The sequence below is a fragment of the Sorangium sp. So ce128 genome (assembly GCF_051525245.1).
Taxonomy (GTDB): domain Bacteria; phylum Myxococcota_A; class Polyangia; order Polyangiales; family Polyangiaceae; genus Sorangium; species Sorangium cellulosum_B.
In genome coordinates this window covers 11,237,119-11,254,108 of the sequence record NZ_CP150313.1, presented here as the reverse complement: position 1 = coordinate 11,254,108, position 16,990 = coordinate 11,237,119, and the positions used below count along the sequence as shown (strand labels likewise).

Genomic DNA, 16,990 nt, shown 5'->3' with positions numbered 1-16,990 from the left:
CGCGCGCTCCTCCGGGCGAAGTCGTGTTAGCGTCTTCTGGTGACCGCGAAGGCGGAACAACGCACGAAGGCGCTGCAGGCTCGCGTAAAGGAGCTCGAGGCGCGCCTCGCCCACGCCGACAAGACGGTGCGGGCGCTCCGGGATGTCGGGCTGGCCCTTGGCAGCACCCTGGATCTCGACCAGCTCCTCGCGCTGATCCTGAACAAGATCACCGAGCTGCTCGACGCGGACCGAGCCACTCTTTACCTGCTCGACGAGCAGCGGCAGCGGCTTTTGTCGCGCATCATCATCGGCGAGGAGGCGCGCGCGATCGAGCTGCCCGTCGGCGCGGGGATCGCGGGCCACGTCGCCAAGATGGGGCGCACCGTCCGCGTGAAGGACGCCTACCGGGATCGCCGGTTCCAGCGCGACTGGGACGAGGTCACGGGGTACCGCACCCGCTCGATCCTCGCCGCGCCGATGAAGAACCACGTCGGCCGGACCATCGGGGTCATCCAGGTCCTGAACAAGCACGGGGAAGGGGAGTTCTCGGTCCACGACGAGGAGCTCCTGAGCGCGCTGGCGACGCAGGCGGCCGTCTCGATCGACAACTCGCGGCTGTTCCTCTCGGTGATCCAGAAGAACACGCAGCTCGTGGAGACCAAGGAGCAACTCGAGCACCGCGTGAGCGACCTCAAGCTGCTCTTCGACCTCGAGAGCGCGATGGGCCGCGCGACCACGATGGAGGACCTCGCGCGCGCGGTCATCACGGAGGCCGGCAGGGCGTGCGAGGCGCGGGCGGGGGGGATGCTCGTCGACGAGATCGAGGGCGGGCTGTTCCTCTACTTCTTCGATCTCACGGCGTTCGATGGGGGCGGCGCGCCGCCCCGCGCGCCCGCCCTCGGAGAGGAGCCGGACGGCGTCGTGGTCGGGGCCGCCCCGTGGCCGGCGGTGAAGCGCATCGCGATGCGCCGCGGCGAAGGGGTGGTCGGGCGCGCCATGGTGAACAACGAGGCGGTGTGCTTCTCGCGCGAGGGCGGGGGCCGGGATCCGGACGACACGCTCGTGTCGCCGCGGCTCGCCCAGCTCGTCGGCGCGGAGCTCAGGACGGCGATCGCCGTGCCGCTCGAGGGTGAGGACGCGGTGCCGATCGGCTCCATGGCCCTCTACAACTCCAGGAACCCCCACGGCTTCTCGAAGGACGATCGCGCGCTGCTGCGGCTCGTGTCGGCGAACGCGTCGACCGCGCTGCGCCTGTTCCGGTCGCGCCTCGAGCGGGAGCAGAGTGAGCGGCTCACCACGATCGGGCGCCTGCTCTCGGGCGTGATGCACGACATGCGCACGCCGCTCACGGTGATCAGCGGTTACGTCCAGCTCATGGCCGGCGCTCCCGACGCGGCGACGAGGGAGGACCACGCGCGGCTGATCCTCAAGCAGTTCGACGTCATCAGCGCGATGCAGCGCGAGGTGCTGGAGTTCGCGCGCGGCGAGCGGAGCATCCTCGTGCGCAAGGTCTACTTGACCAAGTTCTTCGGCGACATCGAGAAGCAGCTGGAGCACGAGCTCGCCGGGACCGGCGTCTCGCTCTCCCTGGAGCTCGACGACCGAGGGACCGCGCGGTTCGACGAGGCGAAGATGACGCGGCTCCTGCACAACCTGGTCCGCAACGCGGTCGAGGCGATGCGGCCAGGCGGGGGCACGGTGACGATCCGCGCCTACCGCGACGGGGGCGACCTCGCGATCTGCGTCGCGGACACCGGGAAGGGGATCCCCAAGGAGATCCAGGGCCGCCTCTTCCAGTCGTTCGTCACCTCCGGCAAGCGCGGCGGCACCGGCCTCGGGCTCGCGATCGTGAAGAAGATCGTCGATGAGCACGCCGGGACGATCACGGTCGCGTCGTCCGACAAGGGCGCGAAGTTCACCATCCGCCTGCCCCAGGAGAGCGCGCCGTCGCGGTCTCCCGGGACCGCAGGGGGGCAGCCCCAGCTGGTGTCGACGGACGGCAGCTCGGCGACCAAGGCGCGCGCGAGCGTCGCGCCGGTCGTCCACGAGGGCATCCCCCGCCGCAGGCCGGCGGGCTCAGCTCCCGCCGTCACCCCTGTGAACGAGCGGGGCCGACGCTCGTCCAGCAACGGCTCGGACGCCTGACGCGCTCCCGCCGCTTGCGCGAGGCGCACCCGATGGAGAGACTCGAACGGTGTCCCAGCTCCGCCTGAAGCTCCTCGAGCCGCACCGGACGTCGCTCGAGAAGTGCGTCTACTGCCCCAAGCTCTCCCGCGCCGCCTGCCCCGTGTCGAACGTCGAGGCCAACGAGACGGTGACGCCGTGGGGGAAGATGTCGATGGCGTACTTCGTCGCGCGCGGCGACGTGCCGCTCGACGAAGGCCACGCGGATCCAGCCTGGGCGTGCTCCGCGTGCTTCGGGTGCCGCGAGCGCTGCGATCACAAGAACGAGGTGGCCACCGTGCTGACGGATGCGCGCGCGGAGCTCTTCGCGCGCGATCTCGCGCCGGAGGGGGCCAGGCGCGTGGCAAAGCGCTTTTCGGCCCGCGAGGAGGACCGCGCCGGTGAGCTCGACGCGCGCTCTCGATCGGCCGTGGCCGCGCCTGACGCGGTCCACGTGCTGCTCGGCTGCGGCTACGAGCGCCACGCGCCGGACGTCGCCCGCGACGCGCTCGACGCGACCGAAGCGCTGGCGGGCGCCCCGACCCGCCCGGTGCGCGCCTGCTGCGGGTTGCCGCTCCTGTACGCCGGCGATCGTCCGGGCTTCGAGGCCGCCGCGCGGCGGCTCGCCGCGGAGGTCGCGCCCGGGGGGCGCTTCGTCGCCGTCGATCCCGGGTGCGCGCGCGCCGTGCGCGTCGAGTACCCGCGCGCGGGGGTGAGCGTGAAGGCCCCGGAGCTGTTCGTCGATCTCGCGCGCTCGTCGCTCGACAGGCTGCAGCGATCGGCGTCGGAGCGGCGGGTGCGCTACCACGATCCCTGCCAGCTCGGGCGCGGCCTCGATCGCTACGACGCGCCCCGGGAGATCCTCGCCCGTATCACGGGGCGCCCGCCGGAGGAGTTCATCCACCGCCGCGAGCTCGCCGACTGCAGCGGCGGCGGCGGCCTGCTGCCCGCCACGCGTCCCGCGTCGTCCGCCGCAATTGCCGACGCCAGGATCGCGGAGCACCGCGCGCTCGGCGGCGGGCTGCTCGTGACGCACTGCGCGCAGAGCCTCCAGCGGTTCAGGACGCGGGGCGAGCCGGCGGAGGACCTCGCGAGCCTCGTCGCGCGGGCCGTCGCGCCGCGATGACCGCGCCGCCGCCAGCCGCGGACGAGGCGCGCGGCGGCGCCGCGGGGCCGGAGGAGCGCGCGCCCCAGAAGCGGCGCACGGTCGCGGGGAGGCTCCTCGCGAGCTACCTCGTGGTGCTCGCCGCGTTCGCGCTGACCGTCGGCTGGAGCGTCCAGGCGCTGCGGGCGGCCTCGCGCGACGCCCAGCTGCTGCGCGCCGGGTACGTCCCGCTGCTGCTCCGCATCGGCGAGGTCCTGGCCGAGCAGAACGTCTTCAACGCCCAGCTCAACCACATCACCGCCGCGAAGAACCCGGGGGACGTGCGCGAGTGGATCGAGACCGCGAGGCGGACCCGTCCGCTCGCGTTCTCGATCGTCAAGGACGCCGCCCGGGCGCTCGCCGGCGCCGATGAGAAGGCGACCGGCGGGGACGCCAGCGTCGGGCAGGCGGCCGCGTCGTCCGGCGTCCGCCGGTTCAGCGACGAGGTCGCGGCCGAGGTGGCGGCGATCGAGCGGCTCGTCGGCGCCAGCCCGGAGCGGTTCGCTCAGCTCTTCCAGGCGCTCGCCGTCGGCGACCGCGACCTCGCCGAGCGCACGCGCGACGAGCTGGTCAAGCGAGAGGTCGAGGGCGCGCAGCGGCTACGGGCGATCAGGAGCCGCGTCGAGGGGCAAATGCAGAGCCTCACCGACGAGGCGGAGCTGCGCGAGGAGCGCTCGATGCACCTGCTCCTCGGGCTGGGCGTGCTGACGCTCCTCGTCGGCGTGATGATGTCGCTGTACGCGCGGCGCGTGCTCGCCCCGCTGACCGCGGTCACCGAGCGGGCCAACGCCGTCGCGCGCGGCGACCTCACCCCGAAGCAGGCGCTCGCGACGAACGACGAGATCGGCGAGCTCGCGACGACGTTCGAGGACATGGTCGCCGCGATCCGCCGCGCGCGCGCCGAGCTCGTGAACGCCGAGCGGCTGGCGGCGATCGGGAAGATGGCCGCGCACGTCACGCACGAGATCAGGAACCCGCTGTCGTCGATCGGGCTGAACCTCGAGCTGCTCGAGGAGGAGGTGGCGCGCGCCTCCGCCGCGGACACCCCTGACGCGGAGCTCAGGCCGGTGATGAAGGAGTCGGCGCAGCTCGTCACCGCCATCCGGGCCGAGGTGGACCGCCTGTCTCGCATCGCGGAGCAGTACCTCAGCGTCGCCCGCCGCCCCCGCCCGCGCCTGGAGCCAGAGCGGGTGGACGACCTGGTGCAGGAGCTGGTGGCGTTCGTGAGGCCCGAGCTCGACCGCGCCGGCGTCGCGGTTCGTGTCGAGGTGGAGGAGGCGGGGCCCGAGCTCCTCCTCGACGAGTCGCAGATCCGTCAGGCGCTCCTGAATTTGCTCCGCAACGCGCGCGAGGCGATGCCGAAGGGCGGCGAGATCGTCGTGAGCGTCAGCTTCTCGAGCGGCGCCGCGACCATCGCGGTCGACGACACGGGCCCCGGCGTGCCGGAGGAGCTGCGCGCGTCGATCTTCGACCCCTTCTTCACGACGAAGCAGCGCGGTACGGGGCTCGGGCTCGCGGTCACGCGGGACATCATCGAGGCGCACGGCGGCACGATCTCGTGCGAGCCGCGCGAGGCGGGGGGAACGCGGTTCCGGATCGTGCTGCCCGCCGGGCGCTCACCCGCCCAGGGCCGCGCCGCGGACGCGGTGCTGTGAGCCGCGCCGGCCGCCGCGCGCTCGCGCGTCGGAGAGCGGCACGTCCGACGCGGAGCCGCTGCGCGCGGCCTATTTCGGCATGTCCAGGTACTCGAGGGCATACCCCATGAGGAGGAAGCCCACGACGGCGAACAGGATCGCCGCGAGCACATAGACGATGGTTCGAAGCGTTCGCGCTGGCGGCGGCGCTGGAGGCCGCTGCTCGATCGGCTCTGGCTCACCGGCGGTGGTGGGCCCCAGGCTCGCCGAGCCCATGCTTGGCCGCACGGGTTTGTAGACGAGCGTCGGACCCTGGCCGGTCGTCGACCCGCCCGAGCTGTCCTCGGAGAAATCCGGGAGCGTCCGCGGCGTCACGGGGGGGGACACGAGCGGGGGCACGAGCTCTCGGGCCACGTTGTTGAGCACCATGGTGCCGTTCGGGCCGGTCCATTGGACGGGCGCCACCGCCGTCTGTACGCCCGGCGCGCGCCCGCCAGGCATGTACGGCGGGAGCTGGCCCTCGTTCTGCGTGAGCGGCGGCTCCGCGAGGGGGTGGGCCGCCCGCTCAGGCTCGCCGTGCGGGCGCACGGCCTCGACCCGCGGTTGCGCCCCCGGGTCGGTCGCCGTGCGGATCAAGATGGGGTCGACCGGCGGCACCGGGAGCTTGACCGCGCCGGAGGACGGGGGCTTGTAGCTCTGGTGCGCTGGCGGGATGGGCGAGCTGCGCGCATGGCCGGAGGCGCTGCTTGCCGGCAGCGTGGAGATGGGTGAGCCGCTGACCGGATGGCTGGAGCTCCTCGCGGGCCGCAGCTCCCGCCAGGCGGTGAGCCCCTCGAGCGCGCTCTGGAAGCGGTCCGCGGGCTCCCGCGCCAGCCCCTTCGCTAGGAACGCCTCGAGCCGCGGGTCGACGGGCCCATCCATCGCCTCGGCCAGCGTCCGCGCGGCGGTCTTCTGCTTCATCTCGACCATGATGAGCAGGTTGCGCGCCTGGTAAGGCAGCTGGCCGCTCATCGACTGGTAAATCATCGTGGCGCAGGCGTAGATGTCCGCGCGGTGGTCGACCGTCTTCGCCTTGCCGATCTGCTCGGGCGGCATGAACGAGAACGTGCCCAGGCTCTGGCCCATCTCGGTCAGGGTCTCTGCTCCCATCTCCTTCGGCAGCTTGGAGATGCCGAAGTCGAGGATCTTGACCCGCTTCGACCCGTCGGGGCGCGCCTCGATGTACACGTTCGACGGCTTCAGATCGCGGTGGATGATCCCCGCGCGGTGCGCGTCGGCGAGCCCCATCCAGACCTGCTCGATGATCGGGTGAAGCTCCTCGAAATCGATCGGTCCCGTCCGCTTCAGCCGATCGATCAGCGACTCGCCCTCGAGCAGCTCGAACACGAGGACGATGCCGTGCTCGGGGTCCTCCTCGACGTCGAGGATCTCGGTGACGTGATCGCTGTTGATGGATCCCGCGGCGCGCGCCTCGCGCCGGAACCGCTCGGCCGCGGACGACTTGGCCTTCGACTCCGCGCGCAGGAGCTTGATCGCCACCTGACGGCCGGTGCGGATGTTCTCCGCGGCGAACACCTCGCCCATGCCGCCGCGGCCGAGCTGGCGGATGATGCGATACCGGTTCGCAACGACGGTTCCAGCTTCGAGCTCCAAGCGCGCCCTCGCCACAGAGTATCCTCCGCGCCGATGCAGAGGATCAAATTCTCCGGCGCGAACGAGGTGATCCGACCGTAAGCCGCCGGATGCCGGTCGTGGGCCGCCGTCGCTCTTCCCGGGGCCGAGCGCGGCGGAAGAGCCGCAGGATCGAGCTCTTCCGTGGGTTCTCCTCCCCTTCGCCGAGGAGCAGGCGCCGCCCCGTCGCGCGCGGTGTCCTCGCGTCGGTCGCAGGGGCACGGCCGCGCCCCTGCGACGCCGCGGGGCTCACTCCTCTTCTTGCTGGCGGAGCTTCGCCATGACGCTCAGGTCCTCGAGCGTCGAGGTATCGCCGGTCAGCTCTCGACCAGCGGCGACGTCCTTCAGGAGCCGGCGCATGATCTTGCCGCTGCGGGTCTTCGGCAGGGCGTCCGCGAAGCGGATCGCGTCGGGGCGCGCGAACTTGCCGATCTCCTTGGCGACGTGCTCGCCGAGCTTTGCCTGGAGCTCCGGCCCGGCCTTCACCCCCGGCCGGAGCGAGACGAACACCACGAGCGCCTGCCCCTTGAGGTCGTCCGGGCGACCGACCGCGGCCGCCTCTGCGACGGAGGGGTGAGACACGAGCGCGCTCTCGATCTCGGCCGTCCCGATGCGGTGGCCGGCCACGTTCAGCACGTCGTCGATGCGGCCGACGACCCAGAAGTAGCCGTCCTCGTCGCGGCGCGCGCCGTCGCCGGTGAAGTAGCAGCCCTCGATGTCGCTGAAGTATGTTTTGCGGAAGCGCTCGTCGTCGCCCCACACCGTGCGCAGCATCGACGGCCACGCCTGCTTCAGGACGAGCAGCCCGCCCTCGCCCGCCGCGACGGGCTTGCCGTCCTTCGTCACGACCTCGGGCACGACGCCGAACATCGGCAGCCCGGTCGACCCCGGCTTCGAGGACGACGCGCCGGGCAGCGTGGTCATCATGATCGAGCCCGTCTCCGTCTGCCACCAGGTGTCCACGATCGGGCAGCGGCCGCCGCCGATGGTCCGGTGGTACCAGACCCACGCCTCCGGGTTGATCGGCTCGCCGACCGAGCCGAGGAGCCTGAGGCTCGACAGATCGCTCTTCGCGGGCCACTCGTCGCCCTGCCGCATGAAGGCGCGGATGGCCGTGGGGGCGGTGTAGAGGATGGTGACCCCGTGCTTCTCGATCAGCCGCCAGAAGCGGCCCCAGTCGGGGAAGTTCGGGGCGCCTTCGTACATGAGGCACGTCGCGCCGTTCGAGAGCGGGCCGTACACGATGTAGCTGTGGCCCGTCACCCAGCCGACGTCGGCGGTGCACCAGTAGACGTCGTCGTCGCGCAGATCGAAGACGTACTTCGTCGTGACGTGCGCGCCGACCAGGTAGCCGGCGGTCGTGTGGAGCACCCCCTTGGGCTTCCCGGTCGAGCCGCTCGTGTAGAGGATGAAGAGCGGGTGCTCGGCGTCGACGACCGTCGGCTCGCAGGCCGGGGCGGCCCCGGCGAGCAGGTCGTGCCAGAAGACGTCGCGGCCCTCCGTCATCTGCACCTCGCAGCGCTCCTTGCCGAGGTGCTGGTACACGACGACGCGCGTCGCGCTCTTCGCCTCCGGCTGCGCGAGCGCCTTGTCGACGGTCGCCTTCAGCGGCACGACCTGCCCGCGCCGGTACGCGCCGTCCTGCGTGATGACGAGCTTGGCCTGGCTGTCGTGGATGCGGTCGCGGAGCGCGTCCGCGGCGAAGCCGCCGAACACGACGGTGTGCACCGCGCCGAGGCGCGCGCAGGCGAGCATCGCCACGGCGACCTCGGGGACCATGCCCATGTAGATCGCGACCCGGTCCCCCTTCTCGATGCCCAGCCGCTTGAGCGCGTTGGCGAGCAGCAGCGTCTCGCGGTGGAGCTGGGCGTAGGTCAGCGTGCGCGTGGCGCCGTGCTCCCCTTCCCAGATGATAGCGGCCTTGTTCTTGGTGGCCGTCGTCAGGTGTCGATCGAGGCAGCTCTCCGTGACGTTGAGGGTGGCGCCGAGGAACCACGTGGCGTGCGGCAAGGACCAGTCGCTGGTCGTGGTCCACGGCGTGCGGAACACGAGGTCGCTCGTCTCCCGGCGCCAGAACGCGTCCGGCTGCTCGATGCTCTCGCGGTAGAGCGCCTCGTAGGTCGCCTGCGCGCCGACGCGCGCACGACGCGAGAACTCGGCCGGCGGCTCGAACCGGCGCGTCTCCTTGAGCAACGACGTGATGGCATCCTGCGACATGGTCACCCCTTGAGGGGACGGCGGCAGCCGATCCCCGGCTGACGTTGAAGGGGACGGCGGCAGCCGATCCCCGGCTGACGTTGAAGGGAACGGCGGCAGCCGATCCCCGGCTGACATGATTGAAGAGGACGGCAGCAGCCGATCCCCGGCCCACGCTCCCCGCTGGAGAGCGCGGCGAACCCTCGACGACTCGCCGCGAGGGCGTGCGAGGATACATCCGTCAAGCGGCAGAACAAGGATGGAACGAGCGGCCGGGATCGGCAGAGGCCGATCACCAGAACGCATAGCCGGCGTGCAAGCTGCCTCCCAGCTGCAGCAGCACGGCCGAGTAGAGCGTGACGTCGTCCTCGTCGCGGTTCTTGTAGCTGATGCCGCGCGACGACTGGAAGTAGCTGTCGAGCGAGAACCCGAGGAGCACGCCGCCGAGGTCCAGCTCGGCGCCCACCTCGGAGAACACGAACGCGTTCACCCCGGCGGCCTTCTGGCACAGGCCATTGCAGATGTCTCCGTCCTGCGTCTTGATGCTGTCGAACTTCACGGAATCGTAGGTGAGACCGCCCCCGATCGAGCCCACGAACCGCCAGGTCTGCCCAGGGGTCATCAGGCGGACGTTCAGCCCGAGGCGCGTCGAGCCGAGCGTGTAGCTGGCGTTCGGGTAAGCGGGGTCGTCCGAGCCGGTCGCGATGTTCGCGTACTGGAGCATCACGTCGAACGCCGCGGGGGTGTTCACGCGGTATCCGACCCGGATCGAGCCAGCCCCTCCGCTGTTCGCCTCCGGCGCCGGGAAGGCTCGCGGGTGGCCGAGCGGCCAGAGCAACGACGCGGCGCCGATCACATAGTAGCCCTGCGGCGGGAGCGAGAGGGGCACCGGCTTCGGCGGAGGGGGCAGGGGCGGCGTGAACGGCTGCGCCGCCGGGGTCGCGGGGGCCCTGTCCGGGACCAGCGCGAGCTTCACCTTCTTGTCGCGCTCGCCGCTCACCACGGTGACGCTCTCGTCAGCGCTCGCGTGCCCATCGGCGCGCGCGCCGATGCGGTGCACCCCCGGCCCGAGCTCCACGACCCGCGTCCCCGAGGACGAGGGGGGCTGTTCCTCGCCGTCGATGATCAGCGTGGCGGTCTGTGGGCTGAGCTCGATCGTGAGATGGGCGAGGAGCGCGCGCATCTCCTCGATGGCGCTGCGCGCCGTCTTCTCGTCGCCCTCATCCATCGTGTCGCGGTGCTGCGCGAGCGCGCGCTCGAGCGCCGCGATGGCCCTCGGGTAGTTGAAGAGGGCCTTCTCGGCGAGCGCGATGTTGAACAGGGGGCTGGCCTTCGGCCTCTCCTTGTAGGCCGCCTCGAACTCGACGACCGCGGCCCGGTAGTTCCTGTCCTGGAACAGCTTGATGCCGTTCTCCATGTGCTGCCGGTACGGCTCGACCTGCGCGAGCGCCGGCGAGAGCTGCACGGCCAGGCCGAGCGTCGCCGCGCAGAGCGCCAGCGTGAGTCGTCCGTGTGATCTGCCCAATCCCGCCTCAGTCGACCTTGAGCTGCAAACCAGCCGCGACCCCCGCCGGCTTCGGCGTCGCGACCACCGGGGCGGCCTGCGCCGGACCGGCGGCCTTCGCCCCGGCGCCCGTGCCCCTGGGGCGCGCCGCGAAGGGGAGCGCCGTCGCCTTCTTCGGGATCGGCTCGGCTTTGGGCGCCGGGGCGGGCGCCGCGGTCGCGGCCTCGGCCGCAGGCGGCGCCGGTGTCACCGCCGGCAGCGGGTGGAGCAGGACGTCGATCGGGGAGCTGCCGTCCTGGAGCGTCACCTCCTTGTCCACGGGCGTGTAGCCGGAGGCCTCGATCCGCACACGCTTCGTCTCGCCCGTGCGGCCGCGCAGCGTGCGGTCGGCCAGCGCCGCGCCGTCGACGGTGAAGAGGGCGCCCTCGGCGTTCGTCCGGAGCTCGACCGAGACCTGGGTGGGCAGCGCAGGCGCGGTGGTCACCGTGCCCGCCTCCGGCGAGCGGCGCGCGTGAAGGACAGCGCCGGCGAGCCCGCCAACCAGCGCGATCAGCGCCACCGCGGCGAACGCGAGCCGCCGCGGGCCGCGCGCGCCCGTGGGCCCGCTGCTCGACCAGCTCACCTTCGAGCCGCTCCCGTGCACCTCGAGCGTCGGATCCAGCCCGATGCTCGGATCACCCGGCGTCTGCTTCGCCGGCGTCTGCCCGAGGGCGCCAGGAGCGCTCGTCGTGTGCGCTCCGAGCTCGTCGCTCGAGCTGCGCCGTGACGCGAGGAGCCCGCCGGCGCCGGCGACCAGGGCGTCGAGGAAATCTCGCGCGGAGGAGAACCTCGCGTCCCTGTCCCGCGTGAGCGCCTTCGCGATCACGCGCGCGATCGGCTCGGGGACGGCCGGGTTGCTCATCCGCACGTCGAGGGCGTCCTTCATGCAGATGTTGACGATCACCTGCTCGTACGAGCTGCCGCTGTGCGGCGGGTGTCCCGTGAGGCACTCGTAGAGGATCGCGCCGGCGGCCCAGAGATCGGTCCTGCCGTCCACGTCGGGCATCGCCTGCGCCTGCTCCGGCGACATGTAGAACGGCGTTCCGAGCACCGTGCCCTGCCGGGTCAACGTGTGGGCCGGAGCGCCGTCGGCGCGGCGCACCTTCGAGATGCCGAAGTCCAGGATCTTGGCGAAGTTCGGGTCGTCGTCGCGGTCGACCAGGAAGACGTTGTCCGGCTTGAGGTCGCGGTGGACGATGCCCGCCTCGTGGGCGCGGTGGAGGCCGCGGAGGAGCTGCGCGGTCACGTGGAGCGCCTCGCCGAGATCGAGCCTGCCGCAGCGCCGGATGCGGTGGCCCAGATCCTCGCCGCGGAGCAGCTCCATGACGAGGAAGGGGATGTCGTCGGCGAAGCCGGCGTCGAAGATCTCGACGATGTGCGCGCTCTCCACGGCGCTCGCCGCCTGCGCCTCGCGGTGGAACCGTGCCACCGCGTCCTTGTTCTGCGCGAGATCGGCGTCGACGAACTTCATCGCGACGCGCTTGCCGATGGCGGTATTCACCGCCTCGTAGACCGTGCCCATCCCGCCACGCCCGATCGTCCGTACGATTTCGTACTTCTGAACCCGCTTTCCGACGAGCGCCCCCTCGACCAGCTGGGTCGCTGCGGCGGTGGTGTCGGTGCTGCTAGGCATGGCGGTTCGACGTGGGGGAAGCGGATGAAGCCCGTGAAGCCCTTTGGACGAACCGCATCAAAGAAAGCTGCGCCCCGTCCCCGCGCGGCAGCTTATCACCTCCTCACGCCGGGGTGCACCTTCGCCGGCGGGGCCCGAGGGGTGCGTCCGACGAGGATTCTCCGTCGTACCTCAGCCACCCTCATCCGCCTCAGCGCGGCATGGGAGGTGCGTCTGCGCTCGGCGCCTCGCCGAGGCGCGGATCGAGCCCCCCCTCCCTGTCCAGGGCCGACAGGTCGCTGAATCCGCCGATGCTGGCTCCATTGATGAAGATCTGAGGAACCGTCCGCTGCCCGGAGGCCTTGACCAGCCAGGCGCGGAGGTCATCGCGGTTCTCCACGTTGATCTCCGTGAAGCGCGCCTGCTTCTGCGTCAGCAGGCGCTTCGCCATGGCGCAGTATGGGCAGTAGTCGGTGACGTAGATGGTGACTTCGGCTGCTTGCATGGGCATCTCGTCCTCTTTCCTTTCCCGGGCAGGCCAAAGATGCAAGCGCACAGGGCTCCACCTTGCGGTAGGCTGCGCGCATGGCCGAGAAAGAGGGCACGATTCACCTCGATCGCTATACCGGCGACGCGAAGCAGGTCGTCGCCGGCGCACAGCAGATCGCGGACGAGCGCCAGCACGCGGAGGTCACGCCGCTGCACCTGCTCATGAGGTTGCTGGAGCGCGATCGGGGCGTGTCCGAGGTCTTTCGGCGGGCGGGCGCCGACCCGAACGAGGTGCTCCAGCTCGCCGAGAACGCCCTGAAGAAGCTGTCCAGGGCGGGCAGCAGCGGTGTTGCGTACGTGAGCCCTCGCCTGCTCGATCTGCTCGGGCGCGCCGAGCGGGAGGCGACCCGGGACAAGTCGCAGAACGTGGGCATCGAGCACCTCTTGCACGCGCTCGCCCAGGAGATCCGCGGGCCTGCCGGGGAGATCCTCTCTTCGTTCGGCATCGGTCCGGGAGCGTTCCGGCCGCACCTCGGGGCGCTGGAGGCGGCCTCGCGGGAGCCCTCGCCCGCGCCGGCCAACGCGGCCGAGCCGGGTCAACCCGCGCCCTACACGCGGGACCTCGTCGCGGACGCGCGCGAAGGGCGGTTCGACCCGGTCATCGGCCGTGACGTCGAGGCGCGCCGCTTGCTGCAGATCCTCGAGCGGCGGTTCAAGAACCACCCCCTCATCGTCGGCGAGCCCGGCGTGGGCAAGACCGCGCTCATCCGGGGCCTGGCCGACCGGATCGCGCACGGCGACGTGCCCACGAACCTCGCGGGCGCCCACCTCTACGAGCTGGACACCGGCGCGCTCGTCGCCGGGGCGAAGCTCCGCGGGGAGATCGAGCAGCGCCTCAAGGTCCTGGTCGACCGGCTGCGTGGCGAGCAGGACGCGGAGAGCATCCTCGTCGTCGAGGATCTCGACGCGCTCTTCGGCCAGGGGGTGCAGGGCGCCGGCGTGGGCGAGCTCCTGAAGCCGCTCCTGTCGCGCGGGGAGATCCGGATCATCGCCACGACGACGCCCGAGGGCGTGCGCAAGATCAACGAGCGCGATCCCGGGATCATCCGGCGGTTCTCGACGATCACGCTGGAGGCGCCGAGCATCGATCAGGCGACGGAGATCCTGCGCGGGATCGCCACGAAGTACGAGGCCCACCACCGCGTCCGGGTGGGGGAGAGCGCCATCACCTCGGCGGTCGCGCTGGCCAAGCGGTACATCTCGGATCGCGCGCTCCCCGACACGGCGGTGGACCTGCTCGACGAGACGTCCGCCCGCAAGCGGGTGGAGGTCGACGGCGTGCCGGCCGAGCTCGACACGCTGACCCGGCGTGTCGACGCGCTCCGCGCCCAGATCGCCGCGCTCGCGGACGACGACGACAAGCTCAGCGTCCAGACCCGCACGCGCCTGGAGGCGGAGCTCGCGGACATCGAGCCGAAGGCGTCGTCGATGCGCAGCCGCAACGCGTCGCGCCGCGGCGTCATCGCAGCGTGCCAGGCCATCCGCCGGGAGCTCGTCGCCGCGACGGAGGCCTTGAAGGCTGCCCAGCGCGACAAGGCGTTCGCCAAGATCGGCGAGCTCGAGCACGTCACGCTCCCGGAGATCAGGCGGCGGCTCCAGGCCGCGGAGGAGGCCGCGCAGCGGGAGGGGGTCGCGCCGACCTCGAACGTGGTCGGCGAGTCGGACGTGGCGGCGACGCTCAACGACTGGACCGGCATCCCGGTGGCCAAGATGCTCGAGGGCGAGGCCGAGAAGCTCCTCAAGATGGAGGCGCGGCTCGCGCAACGGGTGGTGGGTCAGGATGAGGCGGTGCGCGCGATCGCGAAGGCGGTGCGCCGCGGGCGCGTCGGCCTGCGCGATCCGGGCAAGCCGATCGGCTCGTTCCTGTTCCTCGGCCCGAGCGGCGTCGGCAAGACGGAGCTCGCGAAGGCGCTCGCCGAGTTCCTGTTCGACGACGAGCAGGCGCTGACGCGCATGGACATGAGCGAGTTCATGGAGCGCCACATGGCCCAGCGCCTGATCGGGGCGCCCCCGGGCTACGCGGACAGCGAGCAGGGCGGCTTCCTCACCGAGGCCGCCCGGCGCCGGCCGTACAGCGTGCTCCTGTTCGACGAGGTCGAGAAGGCGCACGCGGACGTGTTCAACCTGCTGCTCCAGATCCTCGACGACGGCCGGCTCACCGACGGCCGCGGGCGGCTCGCCGACTTCTCGAACACGGTCGTCATCATGACCTCGAACATCGGGTCGAAGCGCGTGCTCGAGACCGACGCCAAGCTCTGGACCACGGAGGACGGGCGCGAGGCGATCCGCGACGTCCTGCTCGAGGAGCTGCGCGGGTTCTTCCGCCCCGAGTTCCTGAACCGGGTCGACGATATCGTCGTCTTCAAGGCGCTCAGCAAGGAGGACCTCCGGGGCATCGTCGACATCCAGCTCCGTCGGCTGGAGCAGCTGCTCACGGACAAGGACATCCGCCTCTCCCTCACGGACGCCGCGAAGGCCCGGCTCGTCGACCTCGGTTACGAGCCGAGCCTCGGCGCTCGCCCGCTGAAGCGGGCGATCCTGCGCGAGCTCCAGAACCCGCTCGCCGAGACCATCCTCGCCGGCGGGTACCAGCCCGGCCAGACGATGCAGGTCGACGTGGTCGACGAGAAGTTCGTCTTCACCAAGGCGTGAGGGCGAAACAGGCGCACGGTACGCGACGAGCGCAACCCGCGCCGCGACCGGGCGCGCGGTCCGGGCTGCGCTTTGCCAGGGGCTTTCCAGGGCCTTGCCCACGCCCGGAGGCCGCGGGCGTCGCTCCGGCGAAGAACCTGGGCGACGCCGCTGCGAACCACTTGCCAAGCCGGAGAAGGTCCGTATACTGCCGCTCCCTCGCTCACCGGGTCCTCCGAACGAGGGCCATTTGCGTGGGTATGGCGAGGGATCGCGGTCCCCAGGTTGAGGAAGACGCACCATGTACGCGGTCATCAAGACGGGCGGCAAGCAGTATCGGGTCGCCGAAGGTCAGAAGCTCCGGGTTGAGAAGCTTGTCGGCAATGCCGGTGACAAGGTCACCTTCAGCGAGGTGCTCCTCGTCGGCGGTGACTCTCCCAAGGTTGGCAAGCCCCTCGTGAGCGGCGCTTCCGTCGCCGCCGAGATCACCGGGCAGGACCGCGGCAAGAAGATCGTGGTCTTCAAGTTCAGGCGGCGGAAGAACTACCGCCGCAAGAACGGCCATCGCCAGCCGTACACCGAGCTCAAGATCACCGGCATCACCGCCTAGCAGGAGAAGTAGAGATGGCTCACAAAAAAGGCGGCGGCTCCTCCAGGAACGGCCGCGACTCAAGCGCACAGCGCCGTGGGGTCAAGGTGTATGCCGGGGCGCCCGTGCGCGCTGGCAACATCCTGGTCCGGCAGGTCGGCTCCTCGATCCACGCCGGCCACAACGTCGGCACCGGCCGCGACTTCACGCTCTTCGCCCTCGTCGACGGTGTCGTCACGTACGAGTGGAAGTCCAACACCAAGAAGCAGGTGTCGGTCTACCCGGCTTCCTGAGCCTTCCTCACCGGGAGGGCGTCCTGAACCGTCCCATCCCGTCCCGCCTGCTGCGCTCCACGCGCTTCCGAGCTACTCAAGCGCGGTGACGACCTACAAGCTCCTTGCCCTCGACGTCGACGGGACCCTCGTCCGTCGTGATGGGTCCATCCACGACGAGGACCTCCGCGCCATCCAGCGGCTCCAGGATGCCGGCGTCCCGGTCTCGATCGCGACCGGGCGTCTGTACTCGGGGACGCGCGAGGTCGCGCGGCGGATCGGCGTGCTCGGCCCCATCGCGTGCGTCGACGGCAGCCACATCGTGCACACCGAGGGCGACGCGCACCTGTACTCGCGCACGATCTCCGGCGCCGAGGCGTCCCTCCTGCGCTCGATCACCGAGCGACACGCGACGGCGTCGTTCCTCTTCGCGCAGGACAGCATCGTCCACGACGCGACCGGCGCGCCGCACGTCCACTATGTCCGGGGCTGGTCGCACGCCATCGCCGAGGTCGAGCGCGTCTCGTCGCACCCATACTGGGAGCACGACCACGGCCTGCTCGCGCTGGTCGCGCTCGGGACCGAGCTCCAGGTCGCGGGGGCCGTCGAGGAGGTCCGAGCCGAGCTCGGTGAAGCGGCCTTCGTCGTCTCGTTCCCCCTCATGAGGGACGACCAGACGAGCCTCTTCGCGATGATGGTCCGGGCCGCTGGGCCGACGAAGGGCACGGCGATCGCGTGGCTCGCGGAGCACCACGGCTGCGAGCTGTCGGACGTGGTCGTCGTCGGCGACTGGCTCAACGACGTGCCGATGTTCGAGGTGGCGGGGCGATCGTTCGCCATGGCGCAGGCGCCCGAGCAGGTGAAGCAGGCGGCGACGGATCACCTGAACGCCGACGGCCTGGTGGGCGGCGGCATCGCCGAAGCCATCCGCCGCGCCTTCGGTCGCTGAGCGCCGGCAGACGGGGAGCGCCGAGGGCAGCGGAGGAGCGCCGCTCAGCGCCCCC

12 protein-coding genes are annotated in these 16,990 nt (G+C 71.3%); 7 read left to right on the top strand and 5 right to left on the bottom strand.

The window, feature by feature from the left end:
• The first annotated feature begins 39 nt into the window (after positions 1 to 39).
• From WME82_RS42600 to WME82_RS42590, 3 genes are read left to right on the top strand one after another with little or no spacing between them, the layout of a single operon-like run.
• Positions 40 to 2,127, top strand: a complete 2,088-nt coding sequence (locus WME82_RS42600; RefSeq protein ID WP_437913485.1) for a GAF domain-containing protein — start codon at positions 40 to 42, stop codon at positions 2,125 to 2,127.
• 49 nt (positions 2,128 to 2,176) lie between these two features.
• Complete coding sequence (locus WME82_RS42595) at positions 2,177 to 3,271, top strand: (Fe-S)-binding protein (RefSeq protein WP_438039994.1); 1,095 nt, start codon at positions 2,177 to 2,179, stop codon at positions 3,269 to 3,271.
• Complete coding sequence (locus tag WME82_RS42590) at positions 3,268 to 4,944, top strand: ATP-binding protein (protein ID WP_438039993.1); 1,677 nt, start codon at positions 3,268 to 3,270, stop codon at positions 4,942 to 4,944. The genes WME82_RS42595 and WME82_RS42590 overlap by 4 nt, the downstream gene beginning before the upstream one ends.
• 69 nt (positions 4,945 to 5,013) lie before the next feature.
• On the opposite strand, the gene WME82_RS42585 is transcribed toward WME82_RS42590, so the two are convergent.
• From WME82_RS42585 to grxC, 5 genes are all read right to left on the bottom strand, one after another.
• Complete coding sequence (locus WME82_RS42585; protein WP_438039992.1) at positions 5,014 to 6,591, bottom strand: serine/threonine protein kinase; 1,578 nt, start codon at positions 6,589 to 6,591, stop codon at positions 5,014 to 5,016.
• Positions 6,592 to 6,843: 252 nt separating this feature from the next.
• Entirely contained in the window at positions 6,844 to 8,811 is a 1,968-nt protein-coding gene (acs, locus tag WME82_RS42580; protein WP_438039991.1) for an acetate--CoA ligase, read from the bottom strand.
• A gap of 271 nt (positions 8,812 to 9,082) precedes the next feature.
• Positions 9,083 to 10,315, bottom strand: a complete 1,233-nt coding sequence (locus tag WME82_RS42575) for a hypothetical protein (protein ID WP_438039990.1) — start codon at positions 10,313 to 10,315, stop codon at positions 9,083 to 9,085.
• 7 nt (positions 10,316 to 10,322) lie between these two features.
• The gene (locus WME82_RS42570; protein ID WP_438039989.1) at positions 10,323 to 11,966 is read right to left on the bottom strand and encodes a serine/threonine-protein kinase; all 1,644 of its coding nucleotides are present in this window, start codon (positions 11,964 to 11,966) and stop codon (positions 10,323 to 10,325) included.
• 190 nt (positions 11,967 to 12,156) lie between these two features.
• The gene (grxC, locus tag WME82_RS42565; RefSeq protein WP_437895937.1) at positions 12,157 to 12,450 is read right to left on the bottom strand and encodes a glutaredoxin 3; all 294 of its coding nucleotides are present in this window, start codon (positions 12,448 to 12,450) and stop codon (positions 12,157 to 12,159) included.
• 80 nt (positions 12,451 to 12,530) lie between these two features.
• Here grxC and WME82_RS42560 point away from each other — a divergent pair, with 80 nt between their 5' ends.
• From WME82_RS42560 to WME82_RS42545, 4 genes are all read left to right on the top strand, one after another.
• Positions 12,531 to 15,146, top strand: a complete 2,616-nt coding sequence (locus tag WME82_RS42560; RefSeq protein ID WP_438039988.1) for an ATP-dependent Clp protease ATP-binding subunit — start codon at positions 12,531 to 12,533, stop codon at positions 15,144 to 15,146.
• Between the two features lie 280 nt (positions 15,147 to 15,426).
• Complete coding sequence (gene rplU, locus WME82_RS42555; protein ID WP_437712533.1) at positions 15,427 to 15,735, top strand: 50S ribosomal protein L21; 309 nt, start codon at positions 15,427 to 15,429, stop codon at positions 15,733 to 15,735.
• Between the two features lie 14 nt (positions 15,736 to 15,749).
• Positions 15,750 to 16,007: a 50S ribosomal protein L27 gene (gene rpmA / locus WME82_RS42550; protein WP_272102141.1), complete on the top strand. Its 258-nt coding sequence runs from the start codon at positions 15,750 to 15,752 to the stop codon at positions 16,005 to 16,007.
• 85 nt (positions 16,008 to 16,092) lie between these two features.
• The gene (locus WME82_RS42545; protein ID WP_438039987.1) at positions 16,093 to 16,935 is read left to right on the top strand and encodes an HAD family hydrolase; all 843 of its coding nucleotides are present in this window, start codon (positions 16,093 to 16,095) and stop codon (positions 16,933 to 16,935) included.
• The last annotated feature ends 55 nt before the right edge of the window (positions 16,936 to 16,990 follow it).

What these genes read in the sequence shown, in the direction of transcription:
- WME82_RS42560 (WP_438039988.1), top strand. Translation starts at nt 12,531, where the DNA reads ATGGCCGAGAAAGAGGGCACGATTCACCTCGATCGCTATACCGGCGAC.
- WME82_RS42570 (WP_438039989.1), bottom strand. Translation starts at nt 11,966, where the DNA reads ATGCCTAGCAGCACCGACACCACCGCCGCAGCGACCCAGCTGGTCGAG.
- rplU (WP_437712533.1), top strand. Translation starts at nt 15,427, where the DNA reads ATGTACGCGGTCATCAAGACGGGCGGCAAGCAGTATCGGGTCGCCGAA.
- grxC (WP_437895937.1), bottom strand. Translation starts at nt 12,450, where the DNA reads ATGCAAGCAGCCGAAGTCACCATCTACGTCACCGACTACTGCCCATAC.
- WME82_RS42590 (WP_438039993.1), top strand. Translation starts at nt 3,268, where the DNA reads ATGACCGCGCCGCCGCCAGCCGCGGACGAGGCGCGCGGCGGCGCCGCG.
- acs (WP_438039991.1), bottom strand. Translation starts at nt 8,811, where the DNA reads ATGTCGCAGGATGCCATCACGTCGTTGCTCAAGGAGACGCGCCGGTTC.
- rpmA (WP_272102141.1), top strand. Translation starts at nt 15,750, where the DNA reads ATGGCTCACAAAAAAGGCGGCGGCTCCTCCAGGAACGGCCGCGACTCA.